We start from the raw sequence: 15,078 nt of genomic DNA, 5'->3' as shown, positions 1-15,078 counted from the left end.
TACATTCAGCCTCATATCTTTATAATAAAAAAATGTTTCGTTTATATGTAGAAAGAAAGCCTGGTTTTACAAATGAGGCTGACCGTATTTTTTCAGAGATTAAAAATTTTTTGGGCATTTCCGGCGTTACCGGAGTGCGTTATCTGAACCGCTACGACGTTGAGAATATCAGCGAAGCTGTGGAAATGGTGGCGGCTACACGTGTTTTCTCCGAGCCGCAGAGCGATTTCTGCATCTTTAATACAGTTGATGTTCCGGAAGGAAGTACCGTCATCGTGTGGGAGTATCTGCCCGGGCAGTACGACCAGCGTGCAGACAGTGCGGAGCAGTGTCTTTCTTTGCTGCGTGCAGGACTTGCATCTTCGTGTACAGTAGGAACTGAACCGCCGCGCGTACGCTGTGCAAAAATGGTTGTTTTGAGCGGAAATGTTACAGTTGATGATGTAAAAAAAATCGAAAATTATCTTATAAATCCTGTTGATTCACGCCTTACGGACGATTCTGTTCCTGAAACTCTTGAAATGACAGGAGAAAATCCTAATGACATTCCTGTTGTAAAAGGATTTATTTCCTTTGATGATGAAGCTCTTGAATCTTACAGAAACAAAATGGGTCTTGCTATGGATTTTGCGGACATCCGCTTTCTGCAGGACTATTTTAAGGGTGAAAACCGTGATCCTACAGAAACGGAAATCCGTGTTCTTGATACTTATTGGTCTGACCATTGCCGCCATACAACGTTTCTTACTGAATTAAAGAACATTAAGATTGAAGACGGCCCGTATGCAAATCTGTTCCGTAAATCTTTGCAGAACTATACTGATATGCGTACGGAACTGTATGCAGGGCGGACAGACAAGCCGGTCTGCCTTATGGATATGGCTGTCATCGGCATGAAATATCTGAAAAAACACGGAAAACTTGATGATATGGAAGTGAGCGAAGAAAACAATGCCTGTTCCATATACATTGACGTTCATTATACCCGCGACAAAAACGGAAAACCGGCTGACGAAACGGAACGCTGGCTTTTGATGTTTAAGAACGAAACTCACAATCACCCTACGGAAATTGAACCGTTTGGTGGTGCTGCAACGTGTATCGGCGGTGCTATCCGTGATCCTTTGAGCGGACGTTCCTGGGTATACCAGTCAATGCGCGTAACTGGCGCAGCAGATCCTACAGTACCGCTTTCTGCAACACGAAAGGGTAAGCTTCCGCAGATAAAAATCTGCCGGGAGGCTGCGCAGGGCTTCAGTTCCTATGGAAATCAGATTGGACTTACTACAGGGCAGGTTACCGAACTGTATCACCCTGGCTATATGGCAAAGCGTATGGAACTTGGTGCAGTTATTGCAGCTGCGCCGCTTAATACTGTTATGCGCGAGCGTCCTGAACCTGGAGATGTTGTAATTCTTCTTGGAGGCGGCACTGGCCGCGATGGTATAGGAGGAGCAACAGGTTCTTCAAAAGTTCATACGGAAAAATCAGTTTCTACTGCGGCTGCCGAAGTTCAGAAAGGAAATGCAGTTGAAGAGCGGAAAATTCAGCGTCTGTTCCGCAATAAAGACGTAAGCCTTATGATTCGTCGGTGCAATGACTTTGGCGCAGGTGGAGTTTCTGTTGCCGTTGGTGAACTTGCACCTGGACTTGATATAAATCTTGATGCCGTTCCTAAAAAATATGACGGTCTGAACGGAACGGAGCTTGCTATTTCCGAAAGTCAGGAACGTATGGCTGTTGTCGTACGCGCAAAAGATGCTGCTGCATTCATAAAAGAAGCGGCAAAAGAAAACTTACAGGCAGTTCAGGTTGCAGTTGTAACTGACACTAACCGTCTTGTGATGAAATGGCGCGGAAACGTAATTGTTGATATCGGACGTGAATTCCTTGATGCAGCAGGCGCTCATCACGAGGCTGATGCTTTAATAGAAAGTCCTGCAAAACAGGAAGAGTCTCCGCTTTTAAATACGCTTGAGTCTGTAAAAGAAGAACTTTCAAAAGAAAAGACTGGCGATGCGCTTAAAAAAGCGTGGCTTGCAAATATCAGTGATTTGTCGTGCTGTTCTCAGCGCGGACTTGGAGAACGTTTTGACGGTTCTATCGGTGCTTCAACTGTTCTGTTCCCTTATGGCGGAAAATATCAGTGTACGCCGGAAGCCGGTATGTGCGCAAAAATTCCTGTCGTAAGTCCGTATGAAACGTCTACCGTAAGCTTTATGGCGCAGGGATATGATCCGCGCGTTGGCGAATGGTCTGCCTGGCACGGAGCACAGACGGCGGTTCTTTCTTCCCTTGCAAAAATTGCCTGTATGGGCGGAAAGCCGTCTGACTGCCGTTTGTCGTTCCAGGAATTCTTCGGTCGCGCTGTAAGCGAAAAAACTTGGGGATACCCTGCGGCGGCACTGCTCGGTTCTATTGATGCGCAGACGGCTATGGGCTGTGCGTCTATCGGCGGAAAGGACAGTATGAGCGGAACGTTTGAGGAAATTAACGTACCTCACACGCTTGTAAGTTTTGCGGTAACGCACGGCGAGGTGCAGAACGTTACGAGCGGTTCGTTCAAAAAAGCCGGCGACAATGTTTACCTTGTAACCGTTCCGTATTCGGCAGAACTTGCTCCTGATTTTGATACGTTTACTAAAAATACAAATGCCCTTTATGAGCTGAACAAAGCCGGGAAAATTGCCGCGATGTATCCGGTGTGCGCCGGCGGTATTGCAGAAGCTATTACAAAAATGGCAATGGGTAACCGTATCGGCATTAAGATTGACAATGTTCCGTATTCGGCGACTGCATCCGGCTTCAGGCAGGACGGACGTTATTCTGAGAAGGATTTGTTTACTCCGCTGTACGGTTCTATCATTGTAGAAGCAGCTTCTGACTTTGATACTGGCGTTTTTGTTCCGGGTACTGTTTCGCAGCTTGGTGCTACAGTTTCAGAGCCGGCTTTAACCGTTGAGGTGAACAATATTCCTGGTGCAAAAATTACGCTTAAAGAAGCAGAATCAGCCTGGGAATCTACGCTTTCTTCCGTGTTTCCGCCTGTAAGCGGTGCGGAAGTCCAGCCGGAACTCCCTGAATTTGCAAAAAGCGTTCATCCTTCATTAAGCGCAATCCGGAAAAATCCGGTGTTCAATCCTATAAAAGCAAAGCCTCGCGTAGTAATTCCTGTATTCCCGGGAACGAACTGCGAGTACGATATAGCGCGTGCGTTCAATCTTGCCGGCGCAGACACAAACATTCTTGTGCTTTCAAACAAAACGCCGCAGATGCTTGAAGACTCGCTTGCTGCATTTGAAAAAGAATTGAAGTCTGCGCAGATTCTTGCGCTTGCCGGCGGATTCAGTGCTGGTGATGAGCCGGACGGTTCTGCGAAATTCATTGCAAACTGCCTTCGCGAAGGACGCGTTTCTTCCCGGATTATGGAGCTTTTGAAAAAACGAGACGGTCTTGTACTCGGTATCTGCAACGGATTTCAGGCGCTTGTAAAAACTGGTCTTGCAATGTACGGAGAATTCCGCGATATGCAGGATGATATGCCGACCCTTACGTTCAACAGAATAGGACGTCATATAAGCCGCGTAGTAAGGACACGTCTTGTAAGTGCAGCAAGTCCGTGGGCACTTGATCCTAGCGTGATTGATCCGCGCCTTCATCTTGTTCCTGTAAGTCACGGAGAAGGACGGTTTGTTGTAAGTGCAGAACTTGCTGAAAAACTGTTTGCAAACGGACAGGTATTCTCCCAGTACGTTGACGAATTCGGTATTCCTGCCGTAGCTGAGCCGGACAATCCTAACGGTTCTGCCTATGCAATAGAAGGAATTACAAGCCCGGACGGACGGGTTCTTGGAAAAATGGGTCACAGCGAGCGTACCGTCGGAATAGATGCGAACGGTGCAAGCCGTGATTTGATAAAGAATATTGCCGGTGATCCTCTTGCAAATGAAAATGAGAATTCCTGCGAGAATGTGTTTGCTGCAGGAGTTCGGTATTTTAAGTAAGGATTATCTAAAGATTTTTAGAGTTCTATATATAATAAAAATTATAGTGATGATAAGGAAAATTGTATGAAAAAAATTACTGTTGTTTTGGCGGCTGTTGCCTGTATTCTTCTTGCGTCCTGCGGTGCTAAAAAAGATGCAAACGGCTGGTATGATGATTTTGAGGCTGCAAAAAAAGAAGCAAAGTCTTCAAATAAGAACATTCTTTTGTTTGTAAATTCTGATATGGACGTTCCGGGAACTGACGCAGGAGTTAAGTTCCTTCTTGAAAATGCAGATTTTACAAAAGCCGTAAAAGACAAGGTTGTCTGCGTTCATTTTGACTTTACTGACCTTGCCGCTGCAATGGCAGAAATCCCTGAGGGCGCTACGAACAAAGAGCAGAAGGCTGCCGAAAAACGCAAGGCAAAGCTCAATACGCAATTCAGGATTGCGGACTGCTACATGGTTCAGCAGACGCCGGCTGTAGTTCTTGCAACAAAAGAGGGGTATTTCATCACCGACGTACAGTTTGATTTTATCGGTACAACGGCTGACGGTTATGTTTCTGCGCTTTCTCTTGAAGATGCAGCCGTAAGCGAGGTAAATGCTATGGTTTCTGCTACTAAAAAAGGATCTTCTGCTGAACGCGTAAAGGCAATAGATAAATTTTATGAATCTCAGTCAGAAGGTCATCGGCTTCTCCTTTCTGATTTGTGCCGCAAGGTTCTTTCGCTTGACAAAAAGAATGAAACTGGTCTTGTAAGCAAATATATCGTGGCTCTTTCTCACGCAGATGCTTATACGTATCTTGTAACAGGAGATGTTGAAAAAGTCCTTTCAATCTATGAGAAAAATGCTGCTGATAAACGTATTTCTCCAGATGACGCACAGACATTGTATTACATTGCCGCAAACGTTCTTGCAAATACGCGCGTTGGCAGTGCAGACAAAATCATCGACCTGCTTGAAAAAGCAATTGCTGCATCGCCAGAAAGCGAATATGCGCCGACACTTATGCAGATTCTTGATTCTGTAAAACAGATGAAAGCTTCTGAAGAAGGTGCTGTGCCAGATTATTCTGCGGAAAGCAGCGCAGCAGAAGAGCCGGCTGAAGATACGGATGCCGGTTCAGGAGAGTAAGCACACAGGTGGGAACTGTTCCGCTGGCAGGACTGCTTGTTGTATCGGCAGTCCTTATTATACTTTCAATGTTGTTTTCCATTTCGGAAAGCTCCTTTCTCGCAATGAACAAACTGCGCCTGCGCGTGCTTCGCGGAAAAAAAGACAGGCGCGCATTGCGTGCAGGAAAGCTTCTTGAAAAAAAAGAAATACTTATAAATACGCTGCTAGTTGCGAATGACCTTGTAAATATCCTTCTGTCGTCAATTCTTACGGCGGCGGCGCTTGCACTTTTTGGAGAGCGCGGCGTGGGAATAGCAACGTTTGTCGTAACGATTTTGCTTCTTGTTTTCGGCGAAATTACGCCGAAAACTCTTTCTACCCGTAATCCGGACGGAATTGCATACGCGCTTTCGCTTTTTGTTGACATTGTGGTGAAAATACTTCACCCTGTCGTCTTTCTTTTTACTCTGATAAGCCGCCTGGTTCTTAAAATACGCGGCATCTCAATTGAAAATCCAAAACAGTCATATACAGAAGAGGACATAAAGTCGTTTATTGCTGCCGGTTCTGAAACAGGCATTCTTGAAAACGGCGAAAAAAATATGATGAACCGCGTATTTAAATTCAAGGATTTAGAGGCGCAGGATATTATGGTTCCCCGGACGTCGATTATTGCACTTCAGGAAAATGCTTCTTATGCAGAGGTGATTGAACTTGCTCAGCGGACGCGGCTTTCGCATTTTCCTGTATATCGTAAAAATCTTGATGATATAACGGGCGTTTTGTATCTTAAAGATTTACTTAAGGTATCTGAAAAAGCCGCGGCAGAAGGCGTGAGCGAAGAAGCATTTTTTAACCTGAAAAACGTTATGCGCCAGCCGCTTTTTATTCCTGGAACGAATAAAATTTCTTCCGTTCAGCAGCAGCTTCGTGAAAACCATCAGTCGTTCGCCGTTGTAATCGACGAATATTCTGGAACTGACGGCATTCTTACAAAAGAAGATATTTGCCGCGAAATTTTCGGAACAAGCGAGAACAGTAAGCCGTGGCGGAACAATACTGCGGTCTCTGAGTTTGCAGGAAAAAAATCTTTTTCTATAGAAGGTTCTACGCTTTTAGTTGATTTAAAGGAACTTTTGGGCATTACGCTTCATTCTAATATAAACGAAACTCTCGGCGGCTGGATTATTGAACAGTTAGGGCGTCTTGCAGTTCCGTATGACAGTGTAACGGCAGACGGTTTTGTATTTACGGTTGAGGCGGTGTATATGCGCCGCATAAAAACTGTTACGGTGAAAAAAACTTCTGAAACGGCGGACGATAATGAATAGCATAAAATCAGTCATAATACTTGCGGTCCTTATCGTCATCATTCGCATCATCGGATTTTTTGCCGGTTCAGAAACGGCGTACCTTTCGCTTTCAAAAATAAAAATGCGCCGGATGGTGCAGGAAAAGCAGAAGAATGCAAAAGTTGCCGCCGGACTTAAAAATAATATGGATGCGCTTCTTACCGTCATCCTTATCGGAACGAATTTTATGAATTCGCTTGCGTCCGCGCTTGCAACATCTCTTGCTGTTGCCATTGTGGGAGCAGGCGGAGTAGGAATTGCAACCCTTGTAATTACGTTTTTTGTAACGACATTTGGTCAGATTATCCCTAAGACAGTGGCTGGTTTTTATGCGGAGAAAACTGCTTGCCGGAATGCGCTTCCGCTTCTTGTACTTGAAAAAATATTTTTTCCGATTGTGTGGATATTCTCCCTGCTTTCGCGCTTTGCGTCAAAACTTGCCGGTTTTTTCTGGAAGACGAACGGTGCTCTTGTAACGGAAGAGGAACTTCATACGCTCATTGATGTGGGCGAAAAGGAAGGAACTCTTGAGGCAAACGAAAGCAGTATGCTCAACAAAATCTTCAGATTTAATGACCTTGACGTGCACGATATTATGAAGCACCGTTCGCTTGTGCAGTCTGTGGGCATTGATGCTTCAAAAAGTGAAGTTATGGCTAAATTCAATGACTGCGGACTTAAAATGATTGCAGTCTATAAAGATACCCGCGAACAGATTGTAGGTGTTATCCATTATAAGTCGGTGCTTTTTACTTCTGAAACAGCAGTTCCTGCCGGGGTAGGATATGCCGCCGCCGTTATGAAAGATGCGTTGATTGTTCCGGAAACTTTTACCGTGCTTGAACTCCTTGCAAGATTTAAAAAAGAACGTGCTGAATTTGCCGTTGCGCTTGACGAGCAGGGAAGTACTGCCGGAGTCGTTACGATGGACGACATTCTGCGTATTGTGTTCGGACGTATGACTGATGAAGCAAAAACGAACATTCAGCCGGCAAGCAGGATAAAGCTTGTTTCTGCGAACGAGTTTATAGTTCCCGGCGATATGAAGATTGACGATGTGAACGATATTCTGAAACTCGGAATTGAATCGGAAGAATTTACTACTATCGGCGGCTGGCTTCTTGAAAAATTCGATTATCTTCCTAATTCCGGCGAAATTCTGAAATGGAACGGAAATCTTTTTATTGTAGAAGAGCAGGCAGGAAGGCGCATACTAAGCGTGCGCATTCAGTTTATTGCCTCAAGGCAGTTGCTTTATTCATAAAAAGGCGTATGATGACTGCCCTTATTCGTGCGGAGGATTTAATCCCTTCGAGGCTACAAGTAGTACCCCAACGCTTGCGGCGGGGGGGGGGTATGTTTATTTTGCTTTGACCGGCCGGTAGATTACGGAAATTGTCCAGTTCCACCATTCTCCGCCTGCACCTGATTCGGAATCTGATTTTGAACGTTTTGCGTACGGTCCGCTTTCGGAAGAAGTGTTTTTATAGGTGCAGCCTTTTATGCAGTTCAGAAGCGTCCAGGAGGCAGCCGCCTTTACGGAAAGGTGTCTGTTTATAAGGTATGAAACGGACGAATCAATTTTCCATCCGCCGAAAAATCCATACATCGAGTCATAAAAGAAAGTTCCGTTTGTAAGCTTGCCGTCCGTAAGTTTAAAGTGATGGTCAACGGAATCTACGATTGAAAAAGGTGATGTATATATTCCTGCACTTAATTCCAGAAAATTGAAAGGCTTGAACTTGGAAAGAATCCCTGTCCATATAAAAAACTGATTGCGCTTATAGTCAATTCCGGCAAGCGTTCCTGTGGGATAGAACGTTGCATTCTGGTCTGTCCACGAAACATCTGTATTTGATTTTGAGTGTTCTGAATCACCATAGTAACCGTATCCGTCACGTGCAGAAAAATAGTAGTATTCATAATCAACGCTTACGGACGGGGAAACTTCAAGCCATGAAAGAAGCGGAAAGAAGGCAGAAAAAGATGTTCCGAAGAAAGCTCCTTTTTTTAGGGAATTAGTGCTTATGGAATAAGTTGTTTTGATATTTTTGTCATACGCTGAAAGCCAGTCAGAATCGTACATTTTCCCGCTTTTAGTGGAAAAAAAGCCGCCTCCGTAAAAAGAAAAATCAAACAGTTTGTAGAGAATGTCTGCCTTTCCGCCTGCATAAAAAATCGGCTTCATTTCCCAGTCAAGCTGGCTTAGCTTTCGGTAGCTTTTGTTCGTGCCGTAATTGGCAAACACGTATTCATACAGCGTACCGTACTGACAGCCGAAAAGCGGCTCTACCAAAATGCCTGCGTTTTGTGCAAAGCCGGCTGTTCCCGGAAAAAACATTCCTAAGAGGACAGCGGCTGCGTATTTGAATTGCTGAAAAACATTTTTATTTCGTTTCATCTTCAATCGGGTCGACCTTAAAGATTTTTGCAAGCTGTTTTCGTGTTGCTTCCATATCTTTAGGATAAGGAGCGCACAGCGTCAGGCATTCACCTGTTTTCGGGTGGGTGAAGGATATTTTGTATGCGTGAAGCGCAAGGCGGCTCAAAAGAGGTTTTTCAGAATCTTCATCGCCGTGCCAGTTGCGTTTCAGTTCGCTCAGGCGGAGCGGTTTCTGATTTCCGCTGTACAATGGGTCGCATACAATTGAAAATCCGTTTTCCGCAAGATGAACGCGAATTTGATGCGTCCTCCCGGTTTTAGGTTTCGCCTCAATCCAGGAATAGCCGCCGCACGAACCTATAAGCCTGAAGTCCGTGACGGACGGTTTTCCGAAGCGTTTGTTTACTACAGTTCTGTGACGCATATCTCCGTCCGGCAGGAGCGGAAGGTCAACGTGCAGGGTATCCCACATCGGCTTTCCGTGTACAAGACAATGGTATGTTTTTTCAACAAGACGTTTTTCAAACTGCGCGGAAAGCAGTTTGTGCGCCTCTTCATTTTTTGCATAAATTATGATTCCCGAAGTGTCCTTGTCAATCCGGTGGACGGCAAACAGCCTTCCGAATTCCTTTGCCGCTTCGACATCTAGGCGTGGTGCATCGGCATCGTATCTGTCGGCAGCAATCAGAAGCCCGGAGCGTTTGTTCAGAACAACAATGTCATCATCAGAATAAATAGTTGTATAGTCGGGTGTTTTTTTCATACGGAAAGTATAACGTATAGTGAATTAAAATAAAAGCACGGTGAAAAATTCCTGAAAACTTAAAAAATATTCACCCAAAAAAGACTGTTCTATGGTTTCCTGATGTTTTCGTATACCTTCGTGAAGTGATGGAATGTTGTATATGTCTGGGACTATGATTAAGAAAAATGACTGCGGAAGTTAATGCAGATGTAGAATTTTTATATCTTCCTCTAATGCACTCAATTTCGCGTGCCTAAAAGGCGTACATAATTAAAATAATTCTTTATTCCCATAATAAATATTTTTATCCTCTCTCTAGGCGAAAAAAAATTCACTTTTTTTCAAATTTCCTTGCACTTTTTTGCCCAAAATGAAAGATAAATTCGATTTATATGTAGGGAGAAAAATCCCCGGACAAAACACACAGGAGCGTGTGAAGAACAGGAGCCGTGTATGAACGAATACTATCCGCCGGAGCTTCTCAAAAAATGGAACGAAGCTTCACTTTCAGACAACTTCATTTTCTGCAAGGTTATGTCTGAAAACCTAGGGAAACACTGAATAAATCCTATTGAGGATTTTTCAGTGTTAACCTTGAATGCAGCTAATTGTCCGTAAGTCAATGACTTACGGCAATTTGACGGGAAGTGCAGAGTAATCGCTTCAAGTGTTAATCAGCACTTCCCTAGACCTCTGCAAGGAATTCCTTGAAATGCTTTTGAACATTCAGATTGAATCCATCAGCCTTGCCCAGCCGGAAAAGACTCTCAAGAAAGTTTCTGAACAGGCAGCTGAAAAAGAAAAACTGGAAAACGCCAGAAAAATGAAGGCAAAAAACATTTCGGATGATATTATCGCCGAATGCACCGGGCTTTCTTTACAGAAAATACAGGAACTGTAAAAGTCTAGATAGCAAGTTTTATGCGGCAAAAAAGCAAAGTTTACAGAAAAATCAACATACTTCGATACTAGTGTCGGGATATGTTGATTTCTTTTCTATCATTAAATCAAGAACGGTGAAAAATAAAATGACAATCAGTGGTCCTAGAACAAGACCATTCATTCCGAATACCTTGAGTCCGCCTAGAATTGCAAAGAAAATAACGAGCGGGTGTACGTGAATTCTGTCTTTTAGGAAAAGCGGCCGCAGAAAATTGTCAAGAAAGCTGATGCATATTGCCGCAAGTACAAGAAACGCAATTCCTTTTATAACGGACGTTGTTGCACAAAGAATGATTCCAATCGGAAACCATATAATTGCTGCTCCGAACAGTGGTACAAATGATGCCAGCATAAGCGTTACAGAAAGCAGCAGTGCCGCCGGTATTCCGAATGCAAGCATAAGAAGGAATGATGCAAGTCCCTGATATAAGGCAACAAGAATGTAGCCTGAAAAAAGATTTTTTGTTATATCTGCAAATTTTCGCATCAGTATTTTCATATGGGCTGGATTTATTGGAATTGCCTTTTTTATAAGACCTCCAAGATATGGACCGTCCAGAAAACAGAAGTACAGGGCGAATACGATGAACAAAAGCGATATGAAGAATGTTCCTGCCGTATTGATGACTGACTTTCCTATGGAGAAAAGTCTGGAACTGTATGTCTGAATTAAATCAAGTACGGAATTTTTTACTGATTCAAAATTTGCATCTGGAAGCGGAATTCCGAGCGATTCTATAAAGGCAAAAAGTTTCTGAGTTGACTCAGCTGCGAACATTGTATCGGAATTTTTACGGATATAAGTTTCTGCAATCTGTAGAAACGAAATTCCCTGCTGGACAAGCTGTATTCCTAAAAAAATAATCGGTCCTACGATAAGAATTAGTGTTCCTATTGCAAAAACACCGGCCAGCAGATGCCGCTTTGCCTGAAAAAATCTGGTCTTGCTGTTCAGCCGTGCGATGGCCTTAAGATAAAGCGGGCGTATAAGGACGTATAGAAGTGCCGTCCATAGAAGCACTGTAGCGAACGGCTGCATCATACAGACAATCAGACAGAAAAGCAGGGCAAAAAGTCCGAATATGAAAATATCTTGCAGTGAAACTTTTTCGTTCATAATCTTACAGACCTCCTGAAAGCGGTTATGTCATAATAAATTTTTTATCGTATATTTTCTACCTGATAAACCAGACGGCAGTATATAAAACGCTATTCTACGAACCCCTGCTTTGTGATAACATAGTGCGTATGAAAAAATCAATGACTGTTGTTTATCCTGTGGGGAGCGGACTTTACGTCAACCTTACGAATAAATGTCCGTGTAATTGTACATTCTGTATACGTCAGAGTGCGAAAAATGAATTTGACCATATAGAAACTCTGTGGCTTGAGCACGAGCCTTCTTTTGAGGAAGTGGTGCAGGCTTTGGAAAATGCCGGTGTTCCTTCGTACAAGGAAGTTGTGTTCTGCGGTTACGGCGAGCCAACTGAGGCTCTTGATGTGCTTTTACGGACTGCTGATTTTATAAAGTCGAATTATGACGTTCCTGTGCGCATTAACACGAACGGTCTTGGAAACCTTATAAATGGCAGGGATATTACGCCGCTTTTAAAAGGCAGGATTGACGTCGTTTCAATAAGCCTTAATTCAAGCAGACCAGAAATTTATGAAAAGACCGTACGCCCTGTGTTTAGAGAAAAGGCGTTCCCAGCTCTTCTTGACTTTGCAAAGAAAGCGGCGGCTGTTGTTCCTTCTGTTATCCTTACCACTGTGAGTACAACGATTACTCCTGAGGACGAGGACGAGTGCCGCCGCCTGTGCCGTTCTTTGGGAGTAACGTACCGTATCCGCGAGTACGAACCGTTAACGACATCGTAAACTAAAAAGCTGCCGGTGAAAAACGTTTCTGAATTTCACAGACAGCCTTTATCTTTTATTTTTTCATCAGATAGTCTGCAACTGCTTCATACGCCGGTATTGAAAGCGGGTCGATGTACTTGTTCGAAGCAAGATACGTTGATGCAAACCGCGCTATTACCATTTCGGCAGCCGGGTCTATGTAAATTGCCTGTCCGTGAACGCCGCGCGCCATATACGCTCCGTGCGGATTGTTCGTAATCCACCACATATTATGGTAGCTCCAGCCGTCAAGCTTAGGATATTCTCCGCCTTTTGCAAATGCAGCTTTATATTCTGTACTTGAACCGCCGGATGCAATGTCTTTTGCAGCTTTTTCAGGAATTATCTGCTTTCCGTTCAGTTTTCCGCCGTTACGCATCATTTCTCCGAACATTGCCATATCTCGCAGGTTCAGGCTGAATCCGCCGCCTGCAAACGCAATTCCCGACGGGTCAACCTGATAGTAGCCGTCATAGTGCGCACCAAGCGGCTTCCAGATTTTTTCGGAGATAAGTTCTGTCAGTCCTTTTCCTGTTACGCGAGAGTTAATCCATGCAAGAAGTTCCGTGTTCACCGTGCGGTAGCCGAACTCTTCACCGTGTTCCTGTCCGTCGATTTTTTTAACGGTTGCAAGGTACTCGTAGTAGTTCTGTGGTCCTTTGTAGTCTGCCGGGCGGAAAACGTTTCCTGCTGCGGAATATTTCCATACTTCGGCGTTCGGGTCGTTGTAGTCTTCGCTGTACTGGATTGCAGTTGTCATATCCATTACCTGACGGACAGTTGCATCTGCAAATCCGCTGTCCTTGAGTTCCGGTATGTATTCTGCAACAGTCTTTGACGGATCAAGCACGCCTTCTGCTACAAGAATGGAAGCGATTGTTCCGGTGAATGACTTGCTTACAGACATTGCCGCGTGAACGCCGTCCGGCTTGAGTCCTGCAGGATATTTTTCGTAGATGATTTTTCCCTTGTGCATGATGATTATGCCGTCCGTGTAGTTTGCATCAAGCGACTGGGAAAACGTCATTTCCTTGTCGGAATCCCACGGCGTAAAGGTGATTGAATCAATATTTTCGTCATATTTTGTCTTTACGGAGTACATTTTTTCCTTTGCGGCAGGAACTGTTCGCGTAACGGAAAATTCCTGCATATGATTTACGCTGTAGCGCAGTCCCGGAAAATTAAAATACGAACCGTCTGCTGCGTGCAGTGTTTTTTCCTTTGGCGGCGGAAAGCCCTGCTGCCACTGCATTTTTTCTGGATTTGTCGCATTTGCATCCGGATATTCCTGTGCAAAAGCCCCTGCTGCGCATGCAAACGCAAAACAGCTTACCATAATTTTTTTCATGTTTACCTCCATGAAAAAGTCAATGAGGAAAGCAGGAATCAAAGGTTCCTGACAATTTCCGATTTGACTTTTTACGCTGTTCCGTAATGTAATGAACTCGCAGCGCAAGCTTCTAGCGGGAACAGCAGTTGATAAAAAAGTTTGCAACGCAAACTTTAGGTAAGGTAAAAGCCACGTAATTTCAGCGGTTTTTATCTTACACTCCTGGTATAGGTCTCTGTTGACCATCGCCTTAAAAACAGCAGGGCGCAATGCAGTACATTTTTTGTGTGCTGTTTCTTTTAAGATACACACAAACCTCCGGAAAAAACAAGAAAAATAGAAGAATATGTTTATTTCTGAATATCATTAATGATTTTTATTTATGAAAAAAAATCACTACTGTCCAAGATAAATTAGGTACTTTTTAAAGTCTGTAATTCGTGATAAGATTTTATTATCACACAAAACTTTATCACTTAAGGAATTACAGACATGAATAAGTATAACACATTACTTGGACAGTTGGCTGAATAAGATTTACCATAAGATTTCTGATTTGTGCAGGAGTTCTAAACTGTCCGTTCTGACCAGATGCACTCAGTTTATCAAGGATATACTCGTAAATATCGCCAAGCATATCCTAATCTTGAATATCATTTTCATAAAGTTCATTAAGGTCTGCAATTACATTTACAAGAACCTGAGGAGCAGGAATCTGAAACGCTGCATCTTTCATAAACTTTGCAAATGCACTTTCATTGTTTCCAGCATATTCTTAATGAATGCAAAAATACCATTCTTTTCATCTTTCATTAAAGAAAAGATTTCATCAGGGCTAAGATTTTTAAACTTGCTCCAGCGGAATTTCTGCCGGGTTTCATCAAAAATATGATTTCCCTTAATGCCCATCATATTTTCTTTCTGTTCAGTTTCAATTTCAATATCATCAAGGGAGCGGATAAACATTAAATAAGAAAGCTACTCAATACAAGTCAGCGGATTAGCCATTCCAGCCGCCTAAAGTTTTTGCCAAATGTTATCGATTTTGTTTTTGATTTCGCTAGTAATCATTTTTATATTTTCCCTTATATGAACAATATAGGGAATCTCTGAAAATTGCAATTTTTGATAAAAGCGAAGTGTTTACGATAACTTTGAAAATGCAATGATTTTCTACAGTCCATTGTACCGGCATCTCTTCATCAGGCTGAATTTTTTTTAAAATTCAGGCTGAATTTTTTTTTAAATTCAGGCTGAATTTTTTTTTAAATTCGGCTGAATTTACTTTTAAATTCAGCCGAATTCACTTTTAAATTCAG

General features: G+C 43.3%; 12 protein-coding genes. 6 read left to right on the top strand and 6 right to left on the bottom strand.

The genetic code is table 11. From position 1 onward, the window contains the following. The first annotated feature begins 32 nt into the window (after positions 1 to 32). From B5D55_RS02995 to B5D55_RS02980, 4 genes are all read left to right on the top strand, one after another. Positions 33 to 4,004, top strand: a complete 3,972-nt coding sequence (locus B5D55_RS02995; protein WP_078932517.1) for a phosphoribosylformylglycinamidine synthase — start codon at positions 33 to 35, stop codon at positions 4,002 to 4,004. A 66-nt stretch (positions 4,005 to 4,070) separates the two neighbouring features. Then, positions 4,071 to 5,126, top strand: coding sequence for a thioredoxin domain-containing protein (locus B5D55_RS02990; protein ID WP_078932516.1), 1,056 nt, complete (start codon positions 4,071 to 4,073; stop codon positions 5,124 to 5,126). Positions 5,127 to 5,134: 8 nt separating this feature from the next. Beyond that, a complete protein-coding gene (locus B5D55_RS02985) occupies positions 5,135 to 6,439 on the top strand; it encodes a hemolysin family protein (RefSeq protein WP_234975365.1) in 1,305 nt (434 codons plus the stop codon). Beyond that, on the top strand, positions 6,432 to 7,724 hold the full coding sequence (locus tag B5D55_RS02980) for a hemolysin family protein (protein WP_078932515.1): 1,293 nt from the start codon (positions 6,432 to 6,434) through the stop codon (positions 7,722 to 7,724). Before B5D55_RS02985 ends, B5D55_RS02980 begins: the two co-directional genes overlap by 8 nt. Before the next feature lie 96 nt (positions 7,725 to 7,820). On the opposite strand, the gene B5D55_RS02975 is transcribed toward B5D55_RS02980, so the two are convergent. Next, positions 7,821 to 8,861 (bottom strand): omptin family outer membrane protease, encoded by a 1,041-nt coding sequence (locus B5D55_RS02975; RefSeq protein ID WP_078932514.1) that lies wholly within the window; start codon positions 8,859 to 8,861, stop codon positions 7,821 to 7,823. Further along, positions 8,848 to 9,606, bottom strand: a complete 759-nt coding sequence (locus tag B5D55_RS02970; RefSeq protein WP_078932513.1) for an RluA family pseudouridine synthase — start codon at positions 9,604 to 9,606, stop codon at positions 8,848 to 8,850. The genes B5D55_RS02975 and B5D55_RS02970 overlap by 14 nt, the downstream gene beginning before the upstream one ends. Positions 9,607 to 10,300: 694 nt before the next feature. On the opposite strand from B5D55_RS02970, the gene B5D55_RS02965 reads away from it, so the two are divergent. Next, positions 10,301 to 10,489 (top strand): hypothetical protein, encoded by a 189-nt coding sequence (locus tag B5D55_RS02965; RefSeq protein WP_078932512.1) that lies wholly within the window; start codon positions 10,301 to 10,303, stop codon positions 10,487 to 10,489. Positions 10,490 to 10,540: 51 nt separating this feature from the next. On the opposite strand, the gene B5D55_RS02960 is transcribed toward B5D55_RS02965, so the two are convergent. Continuing rightward, entirely contained in the window at positions 10,541 to 11,647 is a 1,107-nt protein-coding gene (locus tag B5D55_RS02960) for an AI-2E family transporter (protein WP_078932511.1), read from the bottom strand. A gap of 131 nt (positions 11,648 to 11,778) precedes the next feature. Between B5D55_RS02960 and B5D55_RS02955 the strand changes: the two genes are divergently transcribed. Further along, positions 11,779 to 12,408: a TatD family nuclease-associated radical SAM protein gene (locus B5D55_RS02955; protein ID WP_200805273.1), complete on the top strand. Its 630-nt coding sequence runs from the start codon at positions 11,779 to 11,781 to the stop codon at positions 12,406 to 12,408. A 55-nt stretch (positions 12,409 to 12,463) separates the two neighbouring features. Here B5D55_RS02955 and B5D55_RS02950 read toward each other — a convergent pair whose 3' ends face one another. The 3 genes from B5D55_RS02950 to B5D55_RS02945 form a co-directional block, all read right to left on the bottom strand. Then, complete coding sequence (locus tag B5D55_RS02950; RefSeq protein ID WP_143593170.1) at positions 12,464 to 13,777, bottom strand: serine hydrolase domain-containing protein; 1,314 nt, start codon at positions 13,775 to 13,777, stop codon at positions 12,464 to 12,466. A gap of 466 nt (positions 13,778 to 14,243) precedes the next feature. Beyond that, the gene (locus B5D55_RS12035) at positions 14,244 to 14,396 is read right to left on the bottom strand and encodes an N-6 DNA methylase (protein WP_143593168.1); all 153 of its coding nucleotides are present in this window, start codon (positions 14,394 to 14,396) and stop codon (positions 14,244 to 14,246) included. Positions 14,397 to 14,491: 95 nt separating this feature from the next. Next, positions 14,492 to 14,725 carry a hypothetical protein gene (locus B5D55_RS02945; protein ID WP_078932509.1) on the bottom strand — a complete coding sequence of 78 codons (234 nt, stop codon included), beginning with the start codon at positions 14,723 to 14,725 and terminating at the stop codon, positions 14,492 to 14,494. Positions 14,726 to 15,078: the final 353 nt, after the last annotated feature.

The sequence above is a fragment of the Treponema porcinum genome, from assembly GCF_900167145.1.
Lineage (GTDB): Bacteria > Spirochaetota > Spirochaetia > Treponematales > Treponemataceae > Treponema_D > Treponema_D porcinum.
The sequence above is the reverse complement of the archived record's forward strand: the minus strand, read 5'-3'. Positions and strand labels throughout refer to the sequence as shown.

Bases quoted from the DNA above. Each gene is read 5' to 3' on its own strand.
- B5D55_RS02995 (WP_078932517.1), top strand. From the start codon at position 33: ATGTTTCGTTTATATGTAGAAAGAAAGCCTGGTTTTACAAATGAGGCT.
- B5D55_RS02990 (WP_078932516.1), top strand. From the start codon at position 4,071: ATGAAAAAAATTACTGTTGTTTTGGCGGCTGTTGCCTGTATTCTTCTT.
- B5D55_RS02980 (WP_078932515.1), top strand. From the start codon at position 6,432: ATGAATAGCATAAAATCAGTCATAATACTTGCGGTCCTTATCGTCATC.
- B5D55_RS02975 (WP_078932514.1), bottom strand. From the start codon at position 8,861: ATGAAACGAAATAAAAATGTTTTTCAGCAATTCAAATACGCAGCCGCT.
- B5D55_RS02970 (WP_078932513.1), bottom strand. From the start codon at position 9,606: ATGAAAAAAACACCCGACTATACAACTATTTATTCTGATGATGACATT.
- B5D55_RS02965 (WP_078932512.1), top strand. From the start codon at position 10,301: ATGCTTTTGAACATTCAGATTGAATCCATCAGCCTTGCCCAGCCGGAA.
- B5D55_RS02960 (WP_078932511.1), bottom strand. From the start codon at position 11,647: ATGAACGAAAAAGTTTCACTGCAAGATATTTTCATATTCGGACTTTTT.
- B5D55_RS02955 (WP_200805273.1), top strand. From the start codon at position 11,779: ATGAAAAAATCAATGACTGTTGTTTATCCTGTGGGGAGCGGACTTTAC.
- B5D55_RS02950 (WP_143593170.1), bottom strand. From the start codon at position 13,777: ATGAAAAAAATTATGGTAAGCTGTTTTGCGTTTGCATGCGCAGCAGGG.
- B5D55_RS12035 (WP_143593168.1), bottom strand. From the start codon at position 14,396: ATGCTTGGCGATATTTACGAGTATATCCTTGATAAACTGAGTGCATCT.
- B5D55_RS02945 (WP_078932509.1), bottom strand. From the start codon at position 14,725: ATGTTTATCCGCTCCCTTGATGATATTGAAATTGAAACTGAACAGAAA.